Here is a 24,576-nt window from a genome sequence, read left to right as displayed (position 1 = left end):
AATCCGATATATCCCTTACGAATTAATGCGAGCACTGTGTTTTATTATTATATAGTGGATGATAACCCTACGAGTTATTCCTAATCATCACTGTAAACTATACCTTCTCTTCTATCAAATATCCGATAAAAATATCGAAAAGATTAATCAATAATCAATTTTTTTCTTGTATGCTATTAATCACTGTAAAGCTAGCTGTGCTATGTAACTCATCATTTTTGGTGTATTCTTTGGCTTCTAACGCTTTGCTAAAGTCAATTCATCATGGGTGTTTTGTAAAAAGCAGGCAGAAAAATCTACTAAGTCATGAACCGAACTAGGTAGTTGCTCGATATCAATAGCATCAATCAAGTTTTTAACTTCTAATCCAAGTTCAGTATCACCTTCAATTTTTAAACGACGTTGAAAAAATAATGTGTCAGGGTCTTGTTTACGACCTGCAATCAGTACTAAGTCATCACCGTTAGCACTAAAACTGACATCTTCAGTAATATTCTCTTCAAGTGATGCCATGATTAATTGGTCTTTATCGAAGCTTAACCACCAGTTGAGTTGCAAGTCGACAATTGAAATCTTAAGCCACTTTCCTTGTAAAAACTCAAAGTCGCCATCTTCAATAGCCTCACCAAAAATAGAGTGTAATGCCGGGATAAGTAATGACTTTTGCGCGCTAAAAGGCACTAACCGTAAGCTAGGTCGTAAAATATTTGGCATCGCTTTGATTAAGTTTGCCTTGACCTTCAATGGTAACTTTTGCTCAACGAGTGATAGGCAGGGAGTTAAATTCGCCGTTATTGATTGTGTAAGGGGTAATAATGAAGGAAATTTTAGCACTTCTCTTTACTCTAATGTGGCTTGATAGCGGTAGCTAATTCTAGCAAGGCTTAAAAAGCAATTAATATTGCAGATCAAGTTTTCTTTAATGCACATCAATAAATAACAATGATGAACAACATACACTGCAGAAAATTAGTTTTCTAATAATGGTTGGGAGTCGACGTGGAGTTACTTTGTCCTGCGGGTAATTTACCTGCACTAAAAACAGCAATAGATAATGGTGCTGATGCAGTTTATATCGGTTTAAAAGATGATACTAACGCTCGTCATTTTGCTGGTCTTAATTTTAATGATGGTAAGTTAGCAAAAGCTGCTGATTATGTGCATCAACGGGGGAAAAAATTGCATGTTGCTATCAATACTTTTGCTCATGCTGGTGGTGAAGAACGTTGGCAAAAAGCGGTAGATAACGCTGTTGCTATAGGCACAGATGCGTTAATTATTGCCGATTTAGGCGTACTTGATTACGCCGCAACAAAATATCCTGATGTTGAACGTCATGTTTCTGTGCAAGCTTCAACCACCAATCTTGAAGCGATAAAATTCTTTAAAAATAATTTTGATGTTAGTCGAGTGGTACTGCCGCGGGTTTTATCGGTGCAACAAGTTAGGCAGTTAGCTAAAAGTAGTCCTATTCCTTTAGAAGTCTTTGCCTTTGGCAGCTTATGTATTATGGCAGAAGGGCGCTGTTACTTATCATCTTATATGACCGGTGAATCTCCTAATACAGTCGGTGCCTGTTCACCGGCAAAATATGTTCGCTGGCAAGACACGGATAAAGGATTAGAGTCTCGCTTAAATGGCGTGCTTATTGACCGTTACCAAGCGGATGAAAACGCAGGTTACCCAACGCTGTGTAAAGGTCGCTTTGAAGTCGATAATAATGTTTATCATGCACTAGAAGAGCCAACTAGCCTTAATACCTTAGAGCTTATTCCTGACTTAATAGCCATGGGCATAGTATCGGTAAAAATTGAAGGCAGACAACGTAGTCCTGCTTATGTGGAACAAGTCGCTAAAACGTGGCGAATGGCATTAGATAGATATCAACAGAACCCTGATAACTTTGTCGTTGAAGGCGCTTGGATGAATACACTCGCCAATCTATCGGAAGGCTCACAAACAACCCTGGGTGCTTATCACCGAAAGTGGCAGTGATAGTCACTCATCTTGTCGCTGTATAGTCCAATTTATTTGTCATAAGTACTCATTGACTAGCGTCAACTCCGTGCTTTTTCCTCGAAATTGAACGATACAGCTTAAAGCTGAATAACTATGAAAGTGGCAGTAGTGACATACTAAAATTAATTGGATAAATTATGAAATTTTCATTAGGACCGAGCCTTTTCTTTTGGCCGAAAAAAGAAGTTGAAGACTTTTATCAACAAGCAAAGTCTAGCGCTGCGGATATCATCTACTTGGGTGAAACAGTTTGTTCTAAAAGACGAGAGCTTCGCGCTAAAGATTGGCTTGCCTTAGCACAAGAAGTAGCGAAAGACACTAATAAACAGGTGGTTATATCCACCATGACCTTGCTTGAGTCCCCTGCTGAAATACAAGTCTTGAAACGTTTATGTGACAACGGCGAGTTTTTGGTTGAAGCAAACGATTTAAGTGCCGTGCAAATAATGCATGATCTCAACATGCCTTTTGTTGCCGGTCCTGCGATCAATTGCTACAACTTATCAACGCTTAAAGTCCTATTAAAGCAAGGCATGATGCGTTGGTTAATGCCGGTAGAGCTCAGTGGTGATTGGTTAAAAATATTACTAGAACAAGCTACTGATGCCGGTATTCGACAAGCGTTTGAGTGCGAAGTGTTTTCTTGGGGATATCTGCCGTTAGCCTACTCGGCTCGTTGTTTTACTGCACGCTCTGAAGATAAGGCAAAAGATGATTGTGAGTACTGCTGTATTAAGTATCCACAAGGTCGTCGGATGAATAGTCGAGAAGGAGAACGAGTTTTTGTGCTCAATGGTATTCAAACTTTGTCGGGATACCAGTATAATCTCATCAATGAAATGCCAGCCCTTAAATCAATGGGGGTTGATATCGCCAGAATTAGTGCTGATAGCAGCGCAGCTTTTACCCAACTTGATAACTTTAGAGAGCAACTCGTTCACCCAACGACAACGCCACTCGATGGGATTGCAGAGTGTAATGGCTTTTGGCATAAAATTGCCGGCATGTCCGTGGCTTAATATAAGTAGTAATTGTACTAATTGTACTAATTGAAATAAATTAAATGAGAGCACTATGTATACCTTAAACTTGAAGCAAATGACTCAGCAAGAATTCCTCGATGAATACTGGCAAAAAAAACCAGTGGTAATTCGTCAGGGATTTAAAAATTTTATTGACCCAATTGCTGCTGACGAATTGGCAGGTCTTGCGATGGAAGAACAAATAGAGTCTCGTTTGGTTCATAAAAAAGACGGTAAATGGCAAGCTGCTTTTGGTCCTTTTGAAAGCTATGAACACTTAGGTACCAAAAACTGGTCTTTGGTAGTACAAGCCCTTGATAACTTCTCTGAAGAAGCGGCAGAAATTATTGAAGCATTCCGTTTTATTCCTCACTGGCGCCTAGATGATTTAATGGCAAGTTTTGCTATGCCAGGCGGAAGTGTTGGTCCTCATATTGATAACTACGATACCTTCATTTGCCAAGGCTCAGGTAAACGTCACTGGCGAGTTGGAGATAGTGGCAAGCATGTAGAATTTGCGGCTCACGAAGCGTTATTACATGTTGAGGCATTTGAAGCTATCATCGACGTTAAGCTAGATGCTGGAGATATCTTGTATATTCCGCCTGGATTCCCTCATGAAGGCATATCTCTTGATACGTCAATGAGCTTTTCAGTCGGCTTTCGCGGTAATTCAGCGGTAAGTGTACTCAGCGCTTTTGCTGATCATTTAATTGATAATGAAAAAGGCAGTCAGTTATTAACCGATCCAGACAGACAAGTCGTTAGTCACAGTGGCGAAGTAAGTAACGACGATTACACCAGTATTAAGTCTCAAGTTCAGAATTTATTGGATGATGACGAGAGCTTTAAAAAATTCACCGGTCAGTTTTTAACGTCCGCGAAACATGATCTCGATATTTTAGTACCCGATGAGCCATTTGAGCTTACTGAAGTGAGTAACTTACTTAATAGTCATGCTATTAAACGCTTAGGCGGTTTACGTGCTTTTTATTTTGAAGATACGATAGAAGAAGGATTTTGTTATATCAACGGCAGTGAATTGGCTTTTTCAGCAGAAATAGCGGATGGCGTGAAACTGCTTTGCGATAAAGTAATGTTACTACCTGATGATATTTCAGAATGGAGCCGTAACGCTGCTTTTGTTGAATTAGTGGCTGAATTACTTAACCAAGGTTACTGGTATTTAGCTGAAGTAGAATAGATAACTTTACGCTAGTTTATTCAACTCATTTGTTTTTAAATAAAAGGCACTTACTCTTTTAACTTAGTAAGTGCTTTTTTATTGGTGATCGTATCGAGGCTAAGTTAAACGGGTGATAATTTATTTACATAAAGCATTGCTTGTTAATTGTGAATAAGGATAATGGCGCTCTATCTTCATATATTCATTTCCGATTAAACTATGCGTCTAGATAAATTCATTTGTAAAAGTACCGAACTTACCCGAACTGAAGCTAAAAAAGTGCTTAAAAGCGGTGAAGTACGTGTTAATGGTGAGGTTGCTAAAAATGCGGCCATGCAAGTACATGAAAATAATACCATCACCATTGATGGTCAACAGCTTAGTGCGCGTGGCTCACGCTATTATATTTTACATAAATTAGTAGACACTATTTGCTCAAATATTGATGAGGTCTATCCATCAGTATTGCACTCTATCGAGGTCGATAAAGCCTTTGATTTACATATTGCGGGACGTTTAGATGCTGATACCACAGGTTTGGTATTGATCACTGATGATGGGCGTTGGTCTCATAATGTAATTTCCCCCAAAAAACAATGTCAGAAAACTTATCGCGTATGGCTACGTAGTGAGATTGAAGATGACAAGTTATCCTCTTTAGTGGCAAGATTTGATAGTGGACTTCAGCTTCAAGGTGAAGATTCTCTTACTCGACCTGCAATTTTAACACGAGTCGCAGAAACTGATTTGGTTGATGAAACGGCTTACAAGAGTGAAGTATTACTGACTATTACCGAAGGTAAATATCACCAAGTTAAGCGAATGTTTGCCGCGGTAGGTAATAGGGTAGTGGGTTTACACAGAGAACAGATAGGAGACATAACGTTGGGTGATTTAGCCCCAGGGGAATGGCGAGACTTAACTGAAGATGAAATCGCTCAGTTTTCATAAGGTTGGTCACTTATTCCCCTGTCTTATATTGCATAGGATAATACAGGGGCTTAAGCTCATTTCGTATCGCTAAAAATATTACTTTTTATTTAGCGCATTAAATTTAGCCATTTGCTCTTCGGTCGCAGGTAATTGGTGGTTTTCTTTCCATTCACTGTATGACATGCCGTAAACTTGTTCACGCGCAGTATCGATATCAACGTCAACACCTAACTTTTCTGCTTCGTTGACTGTCCATTTACTAAAACAATTACGACAAAAGCCAGCTAAGTTCATTAACTCAATGTTTTGTACATCTTTACGTGAGTCTAAATGTGCAAGTAAACGGCGAAATACCGCAGCTTGAATTTCAATTTCTTTATCCATTTTATTAACCCTTACCTTTATTTTTTACTTTGAGAAATTTAGTTTGTTAATATTAGTTTGATATTACTTCTTTGCTTGACTAACGGCTTCATTAGCAGGTTTTGTCGGATCAAAACGCCTAATTTGCACTATCATGCCTATATGAGGATGGTCAAAATAATGGATTTCGCCAGTGATCACACGGCGATCTTGTTTAAATGAGATAACCTTATTTTGACTTGCTGTGTTGTTCGCTTTATTTGATAGCTTTGGCGATGAATCAACAATATTTAATTCGCTCTCGATATAGAGATAATTATTACGTTTTAAATGAACCTTGAAAAGTCCATCGACTGACCAGGGTTGCGTAGGTTCGGTGATGTCTCTTTGCTTATCAGTTGTATTCTGTAGATTTAATTGCGACTCTTTTGCCGTGATATCAGATGATAACTGAGCAACAATACGTTGAACATTCTCTTCATTTAACACTATTTCTTCGTTTTGACCAACGCCGTTAGTGTTATTTTCTTGTTTCTCTGATTGATGGTTTAATAATGCAAACTGCTGAAAGATATTCTCAAGTTGTTGCTGCTTGGCTTGTAAGCGTAACTGTTCAGCTATTGATAACTCAATAGTCGCTTCAGTATTGTCTATAGCCAAATCGGATGATCCATTCTGACTTATACTCATGCCACTATTGTTGCTAACCTTGTCTGTAGCAAACTCAGTCGTATTGTCAGAGTTAATTGTTGGCGTTACATTGACAGTGATTTGTGCTGTTTCAGTGCCATCTAAAGTTATTTGACTATGTGATAATATTTCTGCTTGTTGTCTTTTCGCTAGAATAGCCTGTACTTCAAGCATTTTTTGCTCTAACTTTTGTGTCGCTATTGCTTGTTGGTAACCTAGTGCTAGATGGTCACCAGTATATAGCTGTATGGCTTTAGCTTGTCTTTTGGTATCACCTGTTTGACGCCATCCTAGGTGTAATAATGGCGCATAGTTACGAGAGCGCTTGATGCGATTAGAAATAGACTTCAAACGTAGTGAGTCTTGGCTTATTAAGTAAGGGCTATCACTTGCCCAAGTGATTTCACCATCGTCATCGTCTTGCCATTGCTCAAGTCCATTAATGGTTTTTGTTATCTTTTCAACAGGAAAACCATCGATATTAAATTGTTCGAGTTGGTCTGCAGTTAAGTGTTGTTGGAAGAACTCAGCGGGGATAACACATAATGGTGTGTTGCTACTTATCGGATATTGGTTATAAACGGCTAAAACAATAGCGGGCTCAATGGTGCTGGTGTAAGTTTGGTCGTTTTTTTCAGTCAAGCTTTCTTCATTCATGGCTTTTTCAGTAGCTGCCACATTTTCTATAGTTATCTCATTGGATGGTGCTGAAAGCACAGTCACTGACATATTAGTTGATGAGTTTGATTCTTCACTGTTTGCTTGCACAGAAGAATTGTCGGTACTGCTACTATCAGCATCGTTGCTTTCATTATCTAACTTTTCAGCCCATAAGATACTTGGGTTAATGTTATAAGGTAGTGAGGTTTCTGGTTGTTCACAATTTGGTAATAATTGTTTTAATGAAGCAATGTTAGGTTGTAAGTAAGGCGCTAATAAGTCTAATGCTCGTCGCTTTTTAACACTCAAATCGCTAGCTGAAAACTGCTCGATATTGTCTGAATTCTTTGCGGAGCTACTTGAAAGGTGTTTAAAAAGAATGACCTCAATTTCAAACCAACGTGCTTGTTCAGCGGAAGATTTTTTAGAGCTTTGTGTTGCCAAAGAACTGTTACTTGTTAATAAGCATAACAAGGTTAATGCAGAGGTAATAATTGAATGGTATTTCATTAAAATTCCGTGATTGAAGGCAAAATTATAACCGTATTAGGTAGTCATTGGGTCAAGTTATTATTGCTTGTTGAGCCAAGTTATTACTGACTTGAACAAGTAACGCTTAACTGAAGCGTACTGTTCAAGTTTATCATAATACTCGTTACCATTATAAGTAACTATTTGGCTAAGTCATTTAAGATATTAGTAATTAAAGTAAAACGTTTTTGCGTATCGTCATTGGCTTTTACAAACTTTAACTTGCTTGCACCAGCCATGCTGTACATTGCTGGATTCTTTTGAATTAAACCAATAATTAACATAGGGTCAACGCTAGTGGAATCACTAAACTCAATAGAGCCGCCAGTTGCACTTGCCTCAATACGTGAGATTCCAATGGTTTGCGCTTTAATACGTAATTTGGCAATTTGAACTAAATTTTTGGTCGGTTGAGGTAATAAACCAAAGCGATCAATTAATTCTACTTGTATATCGTCCAACTCTCTTTTGTCTTTACAGCTGGCAATTCGTTTATACAGACTTAAGCGTAAACTAACGTCAAAAATATAATCTTCCGGTATCAGCGCTGGTATACGTAATTCGATTTCAGTTTGTGCAGACATAACTTGGCTTAATGATAATTGCTTGCCTTCTTTAAGTGCAGCAACGGCTTGGTCAAGCATTTCCATATACAAACTAAAGCCTACTTGGCACATTGAGCCACTTTGATCTTCACCTAATAATTCACCGGCACCACGAATTTCTAAATCATGGGTCGCTAAAGTAAAACCTGCACCTAAATCTTCAAGTGAGGCAATAGCGTCTAAACGTTTCTTAGCATCTTTAGTGATACGCTTTTCATGTGGCGTTAACAGATAAGCATAAGCTTGATGATGCGAGCGACCAACACGGCCACGAAGTTGGTGTAATTGTGCCAAACCAAGATGGTCTGCTCTGTCCATAATGATGGTATTAGCACTAGGTACATCGATACCTGTTTCAATAATAGTGGTACAAACAATAACGTTAAATCGTTGATGATAAAAATCACTCATGATACGTTCAAGCTCGCGCTCGCGCATTTGCCCATGGGCAGTAACTACTCTTGCTTCAGGCACTAATTTTTGAATGTCTGCAGCGGTTTTATCAATAGTATCAACATGGTTATGTAGGTAATAGACCTGACCACCACGTAAGGTTTCACGTAAAATAGCTTCTCTGATTAACGCTTCATCGTGCTCGCGGACAAAGGTTTTTACGGCTAAACGTTTTGCTGGTGGCGTGGCAATAATGGATAAATCACGCATACCGCCCATGGCCATATTTAAGGTACGCGGGATTGGTGTTGCAGTTAGTGTTAAAATATCAACGTTACTACGTAACTGTTTGATTTTCTCTTTCTGTTTAACACCAAATCTGTGTTCTTCATCGACGACAAGTAAACCTAAATCTTTATATTTTATGCTGTCTTGCAGTAACTTATGGGTGCCGATGAGAATATCAACTTGACCTGATTCCACTCTGGCAATGACTTCTTTTTGCTCTTTAGCGGTTTTAAAACGTGATAAAACTTCTGTGACCACTGGCCAGTTGGCAAATCTATCTCTAAAGTTCTCGTAATGTTGTTGAGCAAGCAATGTCGTAGGCACCAGTATTGCAACTTGCTTGCCATCATTAACTGCAACAAAGGCAGCACGCATAGCCACTTCTGTTTTACCAAAACCAACATCACCACAAACAAGTCTGTCCATAGTTTTAGGTGACATCATATCGCTTACAACAGCGTTAATGGCTTGTTTCTGGTCAAAGGTCTCTTCAAAACCAAAGGTATCACTAAAAGCTTGGTAGTCTTGCTTGTTACGTTTGAAACTATGACCATAATTACTGGCACGTTTTGCGTAAATATCGAGTAATTCAACGGCAACATCACGCACTTTCTCGGCGGCTTTTTGCTTAGCTTTACTCCAGGTATCAGTGCCTAATCTATGCAATGGAGCATTGTCACTATCCGCACCTGAATATCTACCGATTAAATGTAAAGCGCTTACTGGTACATAAAGCTTGGCATCGTTGGCATAACTCAGCATTAAAAATTCGGTAACTATACCCGCATTTTCAATCGTTTGCAGACCCAAATATCGTCCAATACCATGTTCTATATGAACTACTGGCTGGCCAACGGTTAATTCAGCAAGGTTTTTAAATAGTGCATCGGCTTGTAAATCTTGTGCTTTGGTACGTCGTCTGGCTTGAGAGACATGATCGCCCAATAGTTCGGCTTCAGTAACCAGTGCAATAGCATTCTTCTGGCTGTTACCTTTTGCTTGAAAAGAAAAACCTTGTGTTAAACTATTTACGGTAATACCAATAGTATCGGTAGCGTTGATGAAGTCGTCGATGTTATCGAACTGTGCCGGTTTGATTTTGTCGCGTTCAAGCAACTCAAGCACACTTTCTCGCCGCCCTTGGCTTTGCGCAATAAAGAGCACTTTGTTGGGGGTTTCTTTACTGGCTATAAATGCATTAATTAGTTCGAACGGCTGCTTCAATTTATGATTTATGGTTAAATCAGGCAGTGGCTTAACATCAAAACATATGTCACTGCTTTTACTTTTAGTTTCATTTATCTCGCTATCAGAGGCTTGGTCAACATTGTCTGAAATATTTCCAGCGATGTCTGTTGTGTGCTTCGCTTCTACCAAAGCTTCTGTTGCAATAGTGATACGATCAAAAGGTTTTAAAGCGCTATAAAGAGTTTCGGTAGTTAAAAATAGTTTATCAGGCGGTAATAAAGGACGAGTAGGGTCGTAACGCCTATTTTCATAGCGATAATCAATATCAAGCCAATATTTCGTTAAAGAATGCTCAATATCACCGCTAATAACGATCAAGGTATTATCGGTTAAATAATCACAAAGGGTATTACTTAACGTTGCTGCTTTTTTATCACTGGCTTGATTGCTGTCAACATTGTTATCAAAAAATAGTGGTAAATAATATTCAATACCAGGCGGTAAAATACCGTTACTGACTTTGTGATAAACAGACTCTTTATGAATATTGCCCTGAAATTGTTCACGAAATTGGCTGCGGAATAAATTGATACCTGCTTCGTCTATAGGAAATTCATGAGCAGGTAATAAGTTGATCGAATCAATTTTTTCTTTGGAACGCTGGCTTTCTGGATCAAAGAGTCTAATTTCATCAATTTCATCATCAAAGAAATCTAAACGAAAAGGTTTACTACTGCCCATAGGGAAAAGGTCTAAAATGGCGCCTCGAGCAGAAAATTCACCATGCTCTAATACTTGATCAACATTACGATAGCCACTAGCTTCAAGCGCTTGTCGCATTTGATGTAAATCTCTTTTATCACCTGTTTTTATTATTAAGCTGTTCGCTTCAATATATTGTTTAGGTGCTAGCTTTTGCACTAGGGTGGTTACCGGCACGATAATGATGCCCGATTCCATACGTGATAGCTGGTATAAGGTCGAAAGACGTTGAGAAATAATGTCTTGGTGTGGAGAAAAATTGTCGTATGGCAGTGTTTCCCAATCAGGAAAAAGACAAATACTTACCTTGTGTTCGCTATTAGTTAAGTTATCACTTTTGGCTAAGCTGAGCAGCTCTTGCTCAATTTTTAATGCTTGAGGCGTATTGTGCGTAATCAGTAATATCGGCGTTTTTGCTGTTTGCGCGGCTTGATAAAGAGCAAAGCTGCTACTGCTACCATGTAAATTATGCCAGCTTTTTTTATCTGGGTTTTTGCCACGGCGCTTGGCCAATACTGGGGTCAACAGGCTGCTTGCTTTGCTCATGATTTCCTTACACTAATTACAGAAAAATAATAATAATGACCGCTATTCTAATTAAGCTATGGCAAAAGCGCTAGTAGATACGTATTTTACTTTTGTTTGTTGGAAAATAGTTGAATTTGAGGTTAAATACCAGGTAGTTAATAAACTCAATCTATTTAGGAACAATCTTCATGATTCAAAGCTCAGCAAGTAAATTTAAGCAGTTATGTTTTATCGTTAGTTTAGTGATTACTCTGTCTGCTTGTCAGGCATTGCCAGTAAACCAATCAAATGCTGTTGTTCATGATGAATACGTCAATACAGGAGATTCATTACCTATTGAGAGTATTACCACCATTGACGGTGAAGTGATTGATTTACAAGAATTAGGTAAGCGTAAGTTAGTTATTTTGTTTGCCACTTGGTGTCATGATTCTAATAACTTATTAAACGCGTTAAATAGCTCTGCTTTACTTGATAACGATGATATCGAAATAATTGCTATTGCGCGTGAAGAAGACACAGAAACGGTTACCGCTTGGCGTGATAAACGTGGCATTAAAGTGACCTTAGCCGTTGATAACGATCGAAGTATTTATAAACGTTTTGCTTCGGGTGGCATTCCGCGTCTAATCACCATAGGTGAAAATAATAAAATTATTAAAATGAATTTGGCTGAAGGTCAGCAACAATTAGATAAGATTGTTTGGCAATAGAATAACTTAATCAATAACAGTCGTTGTTAACTTGTAGAGAGCTAATCAATTGAAAGTAACTCTGCTAAATTGGTATTTTGACAAATGTGAGTAAACGTTCTACACCTAATGATGACTGTTGAGTTGTTCTTAGGTTTTCTATTAGACGGTTAACAGTTATTAATCATGCCAATCAGAGCGAAAAATTAGTCCGATTGGTATCACTTTACAAGGAATTAAAGTATGAATAATAAGCCAAAACACCTCAGTAAAACGTTGTCTGCTTTAACGCTAGGCGTTATTTTACTCGTGAACAGTTCATTAACTCTTGCTAAAGAGGCTAATGATACTCAATCTGCGAAAGGGCAGAGTACACAAGTAATACAACAAGTTGTAAACCTCAATAATTCAACCTTTGAACAGTTAGTCACTTTAAAAGGCGTAGGTCAGGCTAAGGCGCAAGCTATCATTGTATATCGAAAAAAAGTAGGTGCTTTCAAATCTATTGATGAGCTTACTAAGGTGAGTGGTATTGGTGAAAAAATAGTTAGTCAAAATAAAACGAGATTAAGTATTTAAAAGTCAGGAGTAAAAGTATTACTTAAAAAGTCAGCTTAAGCTGACTTTTTTGTTTTGGTTTATTCTCAATAATTTTAATTTTAGCGCTGCTTTAGATAATAAATAGTTATCATATCCACATCTCATATTACTTTTTAGTATATCGAATGCGTTTCTTATATAGAAAATATATTTATTTGTGGCATTATAGACTTATTAATTTTTCATAAAGTTTATATTAGCAATGAATTTAACCCATTTAAAAACACTTGAAGCTGAATCTATCCATATTTTTCGTGAGGTAGCGGCTGAATTTGATAATCCCGTGATGTTGTATTCAGTCGGTAAAGACTCGGCAGTATTACTACATTTGGCTCGCAAAGCTTTTGCGCCAGGTAAAATACCTTTCCCTTTATTGCATGTTGATACCAACTGGAAATTTAAAGAGATGATTGCCTTTCGTGACAAAATTGCGAAAGAGTATGGTTTTGAGTTACTTGTACATCAAAATCCTGAAGGCATTGAAATGGGCATGGGTCCATTTACGCATGGTAGTGCTACGCACACTGATGTCATGAAAACTCAGGGCTTAAAACAAGCACTAAATAAATACGGCTTTGATGCTGCTTTTGGTGGCGCACGTCGTGATGAAGAAAAATCACGTGCCAAAGAACGTGTCTATTCATTCCGTGATGAAAACCATCGTTGGGATCCAAAAAACCAGCGTCCAGAATTATGGAATATCTACAATGGTAAAGTGAATAAAGGCGAAAGCATTCGTGTTTTCCCATTATCTAACTGGACTGAGCTTGATATCTGGCAGTACATCTACTTAGAAAGTATCCCAATTGTGCCACTTTATTTGGCGAAAGAACGTCCTGTCGTTGAGCGTGATGGCACCTTAATCATGGTTGATGATGACCGTATGCCTATCGGTGAAGATGAAGAAGTACAAATGAAAAGTGTTCGCTTTAGAACATTAGGTTGTTACCCATTAACGGGTGCAGTTGAGTCAACGGCTAATACCTTACCTGAAATTATTCAAGAAATGCTACTAACGAAGACCTCTGAACGTCAAGGGCGCGTGATAGATCACGATAGCGCTGGTTCAATGGAAAAGAAAAAAATGGAAGGTTACTTTTAAACATTAACAGCTAAGCCCCATTTTAGTTTGTAACACTTTTATTTGATGAAAAATTTCCGAAGGAACAATTTATGAGTCACCAGTCAGAGTTAATTGAAGAAGATATTCAAGCTTATTTAAAGCAACATGAAAACAAAGAATTAGTACGTTTTTTAACGTGCGGTAGTGTAGATGACGGCAAAAGTACCTTAATTGGTCGTTTATTGCATGATTCAAAGATGATCTTTGAAGATCAACTTGCTGCCATTGAAAAAGATTCTAAAAAATCAGGTACTACCGGTGAAGCAATCGATTTAGCCTTACTTGTTGATGGTTTACAGTCAGAGCGTGAGCAAGGCATCACTATTGATGTCGCTTATCGTTATTTCTCAACTGATAAACGTAAGTTTATTATCGCTGACACTCCTGGTCATGAGCAATATACCCGTAATATGGCTACCGGTGCTTCAACCTGTGATATTGCGATTATCTTGATTGATGCGCGTTATGGCGTGCAAACACAAACCCGTCGTCACTCGTTTATTTGTTCGCTATTAGGTATCAAGAACATTGTTGTTGCAGTAAACAAAATGGATTTGGTTGACTATTCTCAGGAACGCTACCAAGAAATCAAAAAAGAATACCGTGAATTTTCTGAGTCACTTGAGTTTAGCGATATACGCTTTGTGCCATTATCAGCACTAAATGGCGATAACGTGGTCGAAGAAAGCGAAAACATGCCTTGGTATCCTGGCGCTACGTTAATGAAACTGCTTAATACCATTGATGTTAAGAAACAAGAAACATTCACACAACTGCGTTTTCAAGTGCAATATGTTAACCGTCCTAATCTCGATTTCCGTGGTTTTGCCGGTACTATTGCCTCAGGTCATGTATTGGTTGGCGATACTATTGTTGCCTTGCCATCTGGCAAAGAAAGCGTAGTAAAAGAAATTGTTACTTACGATGGAAATTTAGAACGTGCTGACAAAGGTATGGCAGTAACGTTAACCCTTGAAGATGAAATTGATATCAGCCGCGGCGAAATCATCGTTAAAAAAGGCAGCTTACCGGTATCAGCAAAAGAGTTCAGCGCAACCGTAGTATGGATGCATGAAAATGAACTTGAACCAGGTCGTGAATACTTTATCAAGCACGGCAGCAAAATGACCACAGGTCATGCACAAGCAGTTGTCAGCAAGTATGACGTTAATACCATGGAAAGTTTATCTAGCTCACAGTTAGCAGTAAATGATATTGGTATTGTTAACTTTGTTGCTAGCGAAACCTTACATTTTGATGCTTATGCAGATAATCAAGGCACGGGTGCTTTCATTATCATCGACAGATTGAGCAATGTTACTGTCGGTGCCGGCATGATAAATCATGCTATTGATGAGAAAACGCAAGAGTACTCAGCATTTGAATTAGAATTAAATGCGCTAGTACGCAAGCAATTCCCACACTGGGGTGCACGCGACATTACTAAATAATTATTTTAAGTAATTATTGAATAGTGACTAACCATTCGCCTTGTTGCTGAAGGGTCCAATTTATGCGTCAAAAGTACTCATTGACTAACGTCAACTCCGTGCTTTTTCCTTTAACTTGAACACTTCAACTTAAAGGTGAATGGTTAGTTTTATCAATTGAGAAGGGATACTCTTAACTGATATGAACTCAGGGTAATATGCATTCTGCATTGTCTAAAAAATTAACACCTATGTCACGTCCGATAGAATACCTCGGCAATGACGTACAATTTCCCTAGGATACAAAATTCAATGACGATAGAGCAGTGGTTGATGATAGGTGTGTTTATTGCCACTTTTATCAGCTTAGTTAAATACAGCCATGTACCAGAGCGCGTTTTTTCTGTGACGGTATTATTGTGTTTGGCTCTGTCGTTTGTCAGTGTTGATGACATTCTAACCAATGCCGTTAACCCCGGTCTTGTTACGCTTGTTTTACTGGTGTTGTGTTCATTCGCTTTTGAACGCACTAGTATTTTAAGGCGTTTGTCTGCTGGCGTATTTAACGGCTCAAAAGTTAAATCAACCTTACGTTTATTACTCGGTACTGCGTTGGCATCAGCGATAATGAGCAATACGGCGGTGGTGGCAACACTTATCAATACCGTGAAAAAAAATAAACTCATTAATGCAGGTAAACTCTTATTACCGTTATCGTTTGCCGCAATTTTAGGAGGAACGCTGACGTTAGTGGGTACCTCAACCAATCTTATTGTAAACAGCTTATTGATTAAACAAGGTCATCAAGGTTTTGGATTTTTTGATTTTACCTTAATTGGTCTAGCGGCTTTTGTTCTATGTTTATTTGTTATTTTAGTACGCAGTCGTTCTTTACCTAATTTAGTTGATGATGATTTAGCGACCAATGATTATTTGCTCGAAGCGGAAGTCGCGTTATCTTCAGCTTTAATTGGTAAAACAATTGAAGATAATGGTCTGAGAAATTTAGACTCTTTATTTTTAGTTGAAATAGTACGACAAGGTCGATTAATTTCCCCTGTCTGCCCAGAAGAATGTGTACAAGCGAAAGACAAGCTTATTTTCAGTGGTGATATCTCAAAAGTACTAACATTGCAGCAATTTGATGGCTTAAACCTCTATGCAGAGCAAGGTAATTTACTGCGGGAAAATCTATTACGAGATAATTTAACTGAAGTTCTAGTTAAAGCAGATTCCACCATTGCGGGGAAAACCTTAAAGAAAGCAGGTTTTCGTGCTCGCTTTGATGCCGCTGTTGTTGCGGTCCGCCGAGAAGGCAGTGCCTTATCAGGAAAACTCGGTGATATCGTACTACAACCCGGTGATTTCCTAGTATTAGCAGTAGGTCAAGATTTTGCCACCCGACCAAATCTATCTAAAAACTTTTACATCTTATCAGGCCATCAGGCAGATAATATGCTCAGTGGTTGGCGTGATTACACCACCGTTTGGGGTTTTATTACCAGTATTTTAGTGTCAGTTTTTACGCCATTACCACTGCTTAGCTGTTTGTTTATCTATTTGGCTTTTATCATTTTTAGCGGTGCATTATCAGTCAATGAAATAAAACGCCGTTTTCCGCTAGAAATTTGGATGATAGTCTTAGGGGCACTTACCTTAGCATCAGCTTTTGAGAATACAGGTATTGCTGGCATCTTTGCACAGAATATTGAAGGCTATTTGTTTGGTCAAAGTATCTATCTTGCCTTTATCATTATCTTTGTTTTAACGCTGATAATGACAGAGCTTATTACCAACAGCGCTGCAGCGGCATTAGCTTTCCCTATCGCTTATAATATAGCCTTAGGCCTTGGCGTTGACCCAACACCGTTTGTTATGGCGGTAGCCTTTGCGGCCAGTGGTAGTTTTATTAGCCCTTATGGTTATCAAACGAATGTGATGGTGTATAACGCCGGTAACTACCAGTTAAAAGACTTTGTCCGCTTTGGTTTGCCCATATCACTGATTTATAGCACAACGGTAATTTTGGTTATCCCCATTGTTTATCCGTTTTAATTTTCCTGTTACCTTGGTCCTGATTTATTAACTAAACTTACGTAAGTAAACGACCTTGATTACACTCAACTATAGAGCTTATCTAGAATGACAACAGCGAATACGAAAACCCCCAGTTTGAAAACAGAAAATACCGTATGGCATAATCAACAAATCAGCAAATCACAACGTGCTGAGTTAAAACAACAAAAACCAGCGTTACTTTGGTATACCGGCTTAAGTGGCTCAGGTAAATCTACCGTCGCCAATGCCGTAGATGCCTTGTTATTCAAACTTGGTTGTCATAGCTATTTACTCGATGGTGATAATGTACGACACGGTCTTAATGGCGATTTAGGTTTTAGTGATGAAGCGCGTATCGAAAATATTCGTCGTATTTCTGAAGTGGCTAAGTTATTCCTTGATGCCGGTCTTGTTGTTTCAACCGCTTTTATTTCCCCATTTGCCAGTGATAGAGCGTTAGCCAAAGCTAAGCTTGAAGACGGCGAATTTATCGAAGTTTTCATTGATACACCTATTAGTGTCTGTGAGCAACGTGATCCTAAAGGCTTATACAAAAAATCACGTGCAGGTGAGATCAAAGACTTTACCGGTATTGATTCAACTTATGACGTACCCACAGCCCCGCAAATTCATGTGAAAACGGACACGCAATCTGTTGAACAATGTGCAGAGCAAATTGTCGGTTATTTAATGGCGCAAGGTTTTATTAGTAAAGCTGATTTAAGCTAAATATTAGGAATATTCCCACCATGCATTATGATGTGTTTAATGGCGACGCCGACGGCATTATTGCCTTAGTTCAGTTACGCTTAGTTGAGCCTAAAGAATCAGTGCTTATTACGGGCGTTAAGCGTGATATCAGCCTACTAAAACAAGTAGATATCACCACAGCGACGTCAGTAACGGTATTAGATATTTCTCTAGAGAAAAATATTCAATCGTTACAAGGGCTACTTGATAACCAAGTTGATGTGTTTTATGTCGATCACCATAGAACAGGTGAGATTCCCAGTTCAAGCAAGCTAACTACCTTACTTAATACTGACGCTAATATTTGTACTAGTTTATTAGTCAATGACTTCTTGCAAGGACAGTATGTCAATTGGGCCATTGCCGCCGCTTTTGGCGATAACATGCACGCCTCAGCAAAAGCACTTGCCGTAAAAGTAGGGTTAACTGAAGCGGAGCAAGCACAGTTAAATGAGTTAGGTATTTATATTAATTACAATGGTTATGGTGCCAGTGTAGAAGATTTACATTTTCATCCTGCTGATTTATACCAAGCGTTATTAAAATACCCTGATCCTTTTACCTTAATTAATGAAAAAAACTCACTTTTTTGGCAACTTAAACAAGCTTATTTGGCTGATATGGCTAAAGCACAATCAGCTAAAGTGATCAGTGAAAAAACTAACGTAAAAGCGGTGCAGCTAGCGGATGAAGCATGGGCAAGGCGAGTTAGTGGCGTTTTTGGTAATGACTTAGCTAACCAAGCACCTGATAGGGCACATATTGTACTGACTTTGAATAAAGTTAACGTAAACGAAACGGCACAGATTGATGCCGCTAGTTATACGTTAAGTTTACGCGCTCCGTTAAATAATAAACAAGGTGCTGGCGATATTTGTTCACAATTTCCAACCGGTGGTGGTAGAGCTGCGGCAGCAGGAGTCAATGAATTACCGATAAGCCAGTTAGATGAATTTATTAAACACGTTGAAAGCTATTACCAAGATTCGAAATTGTAGAGACAAATATAAAGCTTGAAAATGCTATCAAAGTGAAAAACTAAGCGTTAAAATAGTTTTCATGAATTTGAGATGTTTTATTGACTTTCAACGAGTTATTACAATGAGCTATTTCAAACAGTTAATGAAAAGAGTAGGGATATAATGAGTTTATTAATCACAGGCGGTACGGGTTATATTGGTAGTCATACCGTTGTTGAATTATTGCAAAGCACTAATGAACAAGAAATTGTTATTGTCGATAATTTATCTAATTCGTCAACTAAAGTGCTTGAGCGTATTGAAAGAATAACCGATAAAACAGTTACTTTCATCAAAGCCGATATTTGTGATGCGAACGCTTTGGATGAAGTATTTAATCAGCATAATATAGAAGCGGTCATTCACTTTGCCGGCTTTAAAGCGGTCGGTGAATCTAATGAGATACCTTTAGCTTATTATCATAATAATGTCTCTGGTACGGTAACCTTATTAGAAGTTATGGCGAGACATCAGGTTAAGAATTTAGTTTTTAGTTCTTCAGCGACTGTTTATGGTAATAACGTTTCACCATTAAATGAAACTATGCCGACTTCTGCGACTAATCCTTATGGTCAAACAAAATTGATGGTTGAACATATCCTTTTTGATTTAGCTAAAAGTGATGCGTCTTGGTCAATTGCTTGTTTACGTTATTTTAATCCTATTGGCGCACATCAGTCTGGTTTGATTGGTGAAAACCCTAATGGCATTCCAAATAATTTATTACCCTATGTTGCACAAGTCGCTGTAGGGCGTTTGGCGCAACTACAAGTATTTGGTGATGATTACGATACGGTAGATGGTACTGGCGTTCGTGACTATATTCATGTGGTAGATCTTGCGCAAGGACATGTCAAAGCGTTAGAAAGCCTAGGTCATGCTAAGGGTACGGTAAAAGGTTGTCAGGCTATTAATTTAGGTACAGGCAACGGTACTTCTGTTTTAGAAATTGTGAATACCTTTAAAGAAATTAGTAATCAAGCTATTCCTTATCAGGTCGTACCGCGTAGAGCTGGAGATTTAGCGACTGTGTATGCAGATGCTTCTTTAGCCAATGAACTGCTAGATTGGCAAGCTAAACTCGATTTAACCGCGATGATAGAAGATACTTGGCGCTGGCAGTCTGAAAATCCAAAGGGTTTTTAAAATAAGCTAGAACGGCGTTGCTTGATATACATAAAAGACCAATGGTTTACACCCTTGGTCTTTTTTTTCGCTATTTTTTGCTTTTAACCGTTAATAAAACTAAGTAACAACAGCTAAATATTAATCCACCTACCGCGCCCCATAAATGGGCATCAATTGCTACGTTGGCATTAATCAATGTCGATACTTGTTCGCTGGCCCCATAGAATTGTTCATGGGCTATTTTGAGCCAAACGCCAATAAACAATAAGTAGCCAGTTTTGTCTTTATGGCGAATATCCATCATGGCGCCAAAAACAAAAATACCGTGTAATACCCCAGATAAACCGACATATTGATGGATGTCAGGTGAAAAATAAAATAAGCCGGTACTACAAATTAATGCAGAGCTTATAAAGAGTAAGCTGTAGTTTTTTAAATTATAAAAATGGCCGTGTAAAGCCCACAATAGTATTAATGCGGCTAAATTTAATAACAGATGAATGCCGTTGGTGTGAAAAAAGTGGCCAGTGAAAGTACGCCATAATTCACCTTGGCTAATTAATTGATATTGATAAACAAAAAGTGAGTCAATTTTATCATTAAATAAATAAGCAAGAATAGCGAGTAAAGCGATAGTTATCACTAGCACGCTGTGTTGTTTTTTCAAAGGAAGGTTTTTAAGTGTTAATGTCATTTTATTAAGGTATTACTTAGGCTATTAATTAAAGTGGTTTTATCAGGGCAATAGTTAAACGTCAGTTGTTAACAAATTGTCAGTTATTTATCGCGTGTTTATCAGTTATCGATTGATAAAGTATTTATATAATATCAATAAAGTATACAATGACTACTTTATTAATTGCGCTTTAATTTACTCTTCTATGTCTCGAATACTCTGCCTTACTTGTCAGCGGCCTGAAAAAGCTTGTATCTGTGCTTTTACCACAGAGATAACAAATAATATTCATGTCGTTATTCTACAGCACCCTAGTGAAGTTACACAAACGAAAGGCACAGTTGCCTTATTAGCTAAATCATTACAATCTTGCCAAGTACTGATCGGTGAAGTCTTTGATGAACATCCCTGCTTTTTAGACGTGATGGCGCAGTACCAGGCCGTTTTACTTTACCCGGGTGACCAAGCACAAATTATTCATCAGGATTTATTAGTGCAATTAACGGATAGCGATAAAAAAACTGACAGTTCTCACAACAATGTTAAAGTCAAACCCCTTTGTTTAGTGATACTTGATGGTACCTGGAAAAAAGCATATCGCATGTTTATGTTGTCAAAAACACTACAAAAATTGCCCCAGATTTGTTTACCTGAATATCTTGCCGACGCAGGGCAATATCTTATTCGTAAGGTTGCTAAAAAAAATGCTTTATCAAGTTTAGAAGCAAGCTGTTATGCTCTAGCGCTCTTAGAGGCAGGTAGTGACTTTGATGATATTACTCCTAACTATGCAGGGAAATATCAGCCGTTACTGAATAAGTTTCAACAATTTAATCAGTTCCAATTATCTTTTAGACCAGAACAAACAAGGAAATCTGATGATTCATAATTCATTTTTATTACGTATGAGTTCACTCGCATTGATTGTTACGCAACTTATGTTAAGTCAGGCTGTATTTGCTAAACGTGAAATCCGTGAACCTGAAGCGGCAACGGGCTTTAACCAAAATAAGGCTGTTTCGGCCAAACAACATATGGTGGTTGCAGCGAATCCTTATGCTAGTCAAGCAGGTTTAGCTATGCTCGAAAAGGGCGGTAGTGCCGTTGATGCTGCTATTGCGGCACAGCTTGTATTGAGCTTAGTAGAACCGCAATCTTCGGGTCTTGGTGGTGGTACTTTTATGCTGCATTGGCATAAAGAAACACAAAAATTAACCACCTATGATGGCAGAGAAACTGCGCCTGGGGCAGCAACCAGTGAACTATTTTTAAATAAAAATGGCAAGCCACTTAGGTGGACTGATGCCGTCGTCGGTGGCAAATCTGTTGGTGTACCAGGTTTACTTGCTGCACTTAATAAAGCACATGAACAATTTGGTGTATTGCCTTGGCAAGTATTATTCCAGCCAGCAATTAAGTTAGCTGAAAACGGCTTTATTGTCTCACCGCGTTTAGAAAAATTACTTGGCATGAATTTCAATCCGGGGATTCATCTGTTACCCGAAATTAAGCACTATTTTTCGCCCAATGGTATTGGCATAAAAGCGGGAGATACGTTAAAAAATCCTAAGTTGGCTAAAGCACTGCGTAGTATTTCAACAGAGGGCATAGATGTTTTCTATAATGGCTGGATAGCTAAAAAAATTGTTGATAAAGTGCAAAACTCAGCCATTTCGCCAGGTTTATTAAGTCTTGATGATATGAAAAATTATCAAGCAATAGAGCGAACTGCTGTTTGTGGTCCGTATCATCAATATAAAGTATGTGGCATGGCGCCGCCGAGCTCGGGTGGCATCAGTGTTATTCAAATATTAGCGCAATTACAAAAATTTGAACTTTCACAATACTCACCGAATTCATTACACGCGGTGCACTTATTAACGCAAAGTGCGCGTTTAGCTTTTGCAGATAGAAATAAATATATTGCTGATAGTGACTTTGTTAGCGTACCTGTTAAAGGGTTGTTAGCGGCAGATTATATTGCTAAACGTGCCGGTTTAATCAATGAAAAAAGAGATATGGGTCGCGCAATTGCAGGTGAACCACAAAAAAGTTTAGTGCTTGCTAATGATAATGCAATTGAAAGACCATCGACTACTCATTTAGTCGTTGTTGATAAACAAGGTAATGCGATATCAATGACCAGTAGTATTGAGAATGGTTTTGGCTCGGCACTCATGGTGCAAGGCTTTATTTTAAATAATCAATTAACGGATTTTTCACTCGCGCCAAAGCGTGATGGGAAATGGGTAGCTAATAGAGTGCAGCCGTTAAAGAGACCCCGTAGTTCGATGGCGCCAATGATGGTGTTTAATGAAGATAATTCATTACGATTACTTTTGGGAGCACCAGGAGGCAGCCGCATTATCAATTATGTCGCGCAAACCATTGTCGGTGTATTAGATTGGCAGCTTAATGTGCAGCAAGCTATTAATCTGCCTAAAGTGACCAACCGAAATCATGTCACCACGCTAGAGCTAGATACCGATATTGTCAAACTCAAACCCGCGCTTGAGGCAAGAGGCCATCAAGTAAATGTTAGGTCGTTAAATAGTGGTGTACATGCCATTGAAGTCACTAAAGGCGGTCTTGTTGGTGGAGCAGATCCTCGTCGTGAAGGTCTGGCGTTAGGGCATTAATATGGTCGGTATAGCAGTTATATTTAAGTACAATTAGTAATACTAAGTACTGTTTTTTAATATTGAGGTGCGCTGTTTAATACGGTAATTGAAGCGGCAATAGCAGGTAACAGAGGACGTTATTTTGCCGCTAAAGTTCGTCAACCGGCAAACAGTGCACAGATCTGTACTGTAAAACTTACACATATAACCGTTATCAGCCAAAGTGCTCAAGTACTTTGCAACATGCATCTTGATTGGTAACGGGGATCACTCATCAAATTTCAGTCGCGGCTATTGAGCAATTAGCTAGCGGATAATATATCGCTCAGCACATCATGAAGTTCCTGTATGCAAGACGACACTTTGACGTCGAAACAAATAAACTCAAAAGGTCACTTATTTTATTGCTAGACTCATTACTTTTGTTACATTGATTAACGTTAAAATCCCTTCATCACAAAAATAACCATTCTTGGTGTGAAAATTGCTTTGTTTTATTTATTCGTAATCCCCTAAAACCGACAAAATGTTGGCAGGAGTGAACATAGTGACAGCAATAAAACTTCCTCATATCGTTCAAGTATTGTGTCTTTTTATCGCTATATTGACCAGTAAGAGTCATGCATTAGAAAGCTCAGTACAACTGCATAAAGTAGATCAAGAAACCAGTTTTGGTTATAGCCTCTCAATAGGTGATGATTTTTTTAATCAAAAAGCCTTTAATTGGCAAGTCAGTTACAACCGCTTGGAACATGTATCGATTAGTGACTTAGACGAAACCAGTCAGAAGTGGGATGAAGCCGATTTAGAGTTTGCCCTGCAAACAGTCGACTTATCTTTAGGTTATCGTTATTACCCTAGTTCTTACGATAGTTTTGTTAATAGTCTAATGGTTGAATTTCAATTAGGTGCGGCCATTAATTTAAGCGATCATAATCTGGTTTTTGAAGATGATCCAACGCTTGGTTTTCAAGGGTTCGAACTTAATTTAGCCAAGCAAGGTGATATAAATCCGGTGATGTCTATTGCCATTCACAAAAGCTTTACTAAAAATTCAGCCATGCATATAGGCTTCAAACATTATCCTAGTTATTCTGAATTTGGCAGTATAAGTACCTTATATATTGGCTTTAACTATCGCTTTGGTCGTACAAAAGGTTATTAACCACTACTCGAATACGACTCAAGTTATACCTAAACTTGCCGTTATAAATAAAACCTGTAAACGGATTATTGCAGCTAAACTTATTTCTATACCTTATTATTTTTAGTTTTACTAAGGTTAGTTGACATTAACATCTGGCAGCTACT

General features: G+C 38.3%; 20 protein-coding genes. 15 read left to right on the top strand and 5 right to left on the bottom strand.

The genetic code is table 11. The features are described from left to right. Window positions 1-237: 237 nt before the first annotated feature. Window positions 238-834: a ubiquinone anaerobic biosynthesis accessory factor UbiT gene (gene ubiT / locus CXF85_RS17300; protein WP_232771247.1), complete on the bottom strand. Its 597-nt coding sequence runs from the start codon at window positions 832-834 to the stop codon at window positions 238-240. Window positions 835-999: 165 nt separating this feature from the next. Between ubiT and ubiU the strand changes: the two genes are divergently transcribed. The 4 genes from ubiU to CXF85_RS17280 all read left to right on the top strand — a co-directional run bounded on the left by ubiU (window position 1,000) and on the right by CXF85_RS17280 (window position 5,178). Continuing rightward, window positions 1,000-1,995, top strand: a complete 996-nt coding sequence (gene ubiU, locus CXF85_RS17295) for a ubiquinone anaerobic biosynthesis protein UbiU (RefSeq protein ID WP_101229893.1) — start codon at window positions 1,000-1,002, stop codon at window positions 1,993-1,995. Between the two features lie 161 nt (window positions 1,996-2,156). Continuing rightward, the gene (locus CXF85_RS17290; RefSeq protein ID WP_101229892.1) at window positions 2,157-3,038 is read left to right on the top strand and encodes a U32 family peptidase; all 882 of its coding nucleotides are present in this window, start codon (window positions 2,157-2,159) and stop codon (window positions 3,036-3,038) included. A gap of 55 nt (window positions 3,039-3,093) precedes the next feature. After that, window positions 3,094-4,245 carry a ribosomal protein uL16 3-hydroxylase gene (locus CXF85_RS17285; RefSeq protein WP_101229891.1) on the top strand — a complete coding sequence of 384 codons (1,152 nt, stop codon included), beginning with the start codon at window positions 3,094-3,096 and terminating at the stop codon, window positions 4,243-4,245. A 201-nt stretch (window positions 4,246-4,446) separates the two neighbouring features. Beyond that, entirely contained in the window at window positions 4,447-5,178 is a 732-nt protein-coding gene (locus CXF85_RS17280; RefSeq protein ID WP_101229890.1) for a pseudouridine synthase, read from the top strand. Between the two features lie 78 nt (window positions 5,179-5,256). Here the strand turns inward: CXF85_RS17280 and CXF85_RS17275 are convergent, their stop codons facing one another. From CXF85_RS17275 to mfd, 3 genes are all read right to left on the bottom strand, one after another. After that, on the bottom strand, window positions 5,257-5,544 hold the full coding sequence (locus CXF85_RS17275; RefSeq protein WP_101229889.1) for a DUF1244 domain-containing protein: 288 nt from the start codon (window positions 5,542-5,544) through the stop codon (window positions 5,257-5,259). A 63-nt stretch (window positions 5,545-5,607) separates the two neighbouring features. After that, entirely contained in the window at window positions 5,608-7,383 is a 1,776-nt protein-coding gene (locus tag CXF85_RS17270; RefSeq protein ID WP_101229888.1) for a CsiV family protein, read from the bottom strand. Window positions 7,384-7,544: 161 nt separating this feature from the next. Further along, window positions 7,545-11,186 (bottom strand): transcription-repair coupling factor, encoded by a 3,642-nt coding sequence (gene mfd / locus CXF85_RS17265; protein WP_101229887.1) that lies wholly within the window; start codon window positions 11,184-11,186, stop codon window positions 7,545-7,547. Window positions 11,187-11,356: 170 nt separating this feature from the next. Here mfd and CXF85_RS17260 point away from each other — a divergent pair, with 170 nt between their 5' ends. The 8 genes from CXF85_RS17260 to galE all read left to right on the top strand — a co-directional run bounded on the left by CXF85_RS17260 (window position 11,357) and on the right by galE (window position 19,986). Continuing rightward, entirely contained in the window at window positions 11,357-11,881 is a 525-nt protein-coding gene (locus CXF85_RS17260; protein ID WP_101229886.1) for a TlpA family protein disulfide reductase, read from the top strand. A 222-nt stretch (window positions 11,882-12,103) separates the two neighbouring features. Beyond that, window positions 12,104-12,439 (top strand): ComEA family DNA-binding protein, encoded by a 336-nt coding sequence (locus CXF85_RS17255; protein WP_101229885.1) that lies wholly within the window; start codon window positions 12,104-12,106, stop codon window positions 12,437-12,439. 223 nt (window positions 12,440-12,662) lie between these two features. Continuing rightward, a complete protein-coding gene (gene cysD, locus CXF85_RS17250) occupies window positions 12,663-13,562 on the top strand; it encodes a sulfate adenylyltransferase subunit CysD (RefSeq protein WP_101229884.1) in 900 nt (299 codons plus the stop codon). Window positions 13,563-13,633: 71 nt separating this feature from the next. Further along, window positions 13,634-15,034, top strand: coding sequence for a sulfate adenylyltransferase subunit CysN (cysN, locus tag CXF85_RS17245; RefSeq protein WP_101229883.1), 1,401 nt, complete (start codon window positions 13,634-13,636; stop codon window positions 15,032-15,034). 291 nt (window positions 15,035-15,325) lie between these two features. Further along, window positions 15,326-17,068 carry an SLC13 family permease gene (locus CXF85_RS17240; protein WP_101229882.1) on the top strand — a complete coding sequence of 581 codons (1,743 nt, stop codon included), beginning with the start codon at window positions 15,326-15,328 and terminating at the stop codon, window positions 17,066-17,068. An 87-nt stretch (window positions 17,069-17,155) separates the two neighbouring features. Continuing rightward, window positions 17,156-17,800 (top strand): adenylyl-sulfate kinase, encoded by a 645-nt coding sequence (gene cysC / locus CXF85_RS17235; protein ID WP_101229881.1) that lies wholly within the window; start codon window positions 17,156-17,158, stop codon window positions 17,798-17,800. Window positions 17,801-17,820: 20 nt separating this feature from the next. Continuing rightward, on the top strand, window positions 17,821-18,819 hold the full coding sequence (locus tag CXF85_RS17230) for an acetyltransferase (RefSeq protein ID WP_101229880.1): 999 nt from the start codon (window positions 17,821-17,823) through the stop codon (window positions 18,817-18,819). Window positions 18,820-18,963: 144 nt separating this feature from the next. Beyond that, a complete protein-coding gene (galE, locus tag CXF85_RS17225; RefSeq protein ID WP_101229879.1) occupies window positions 18,964-19,986 on the top strand; it encodes a UDP-glucose 4-epimerase GalE in 1,023 nt (340 codons plus the stop codon). A 70-nt stretch (window positions 19,987-20,056) separates the two neighbouring features. Here the strand turns inward: galE and rrtA are convergent, their stop codons facing one another. Further along, window positions 20,057-20,662 carry a rhombosortase gene (gene rrtA, locus CXF85_RS17220; RefSeq protein WP_101229878.1) on the bottom strand — a complete coding sequence of 202 codons (606 nt, stop codon included), beginning with the start codon at window positions 20,660-20,662 and terminating at the stop codon, window positions 20,057-20,059. A 187-nt stretch (window positions 20,663-20,849) separates the two neighbouring features. On the opposite strand from rrtA, the gene CXF85_RS17215 reads away from it, so the two are divergent. From CXF85_RS17215 to CXF85_RS17205, 3 genes are all read left to right on the top strand, one after another. Further along, window positions 20,850-21,533: a tRNA-uridine aminocarboxypropyltransferase gene (locus tag CXF85_RS17215; RefSeq protein WP_101229877.1), complete on the top strand. Its 684-nt coding sequence runs from the start codon at window positions 20,850-20,852 to the stop codon at window positions 21,531-21,533. Beyond that, window positions 21,523-23,283, top strand: a complete 1,761-nt coding sequence (gene ggt / locus CXF85_RS17210) for a gamma-glutamyltransferase (protein ID WP_101229876.1) — start codon at window positions 21,523-21,525, stop codon at window positions 23,281-23,283. Before CXF85_RS17215 ends, ggt begins: the two co-directional genes overlap by 11 nt. 529 nt (window positions 23,284-23,812) lie before the next feature. After that, the gene (locus CXF85_RS17205) at window positions 23,813-24,430 is read left to right on the top strand and encodes a hypothetical protein (protein WP_101229875.1); all 618 of its coding nucleotides are present in this window, start codon (window positions 23,813-23,815) and stop codon (window positions 24,428-24,430) included. The last annotated feature ends 146 nt before the right edge of the window (window positions 24,431-24,576 follow it).

This window comes from Colwellia sp. 75C3 (genome assembly GCF_002836255.1).
Taxonomy (GTDB): domain Bacteria; phylum Pseudomonadota; class Gammaproteobacteria; order Enterobacterales; family Alteromonadaceae; genus Colwellia.
Note: the sequence above shows the minus strand (reverse complement) of the source record. Positions and strands in the feature narration are given on the sequence as shown.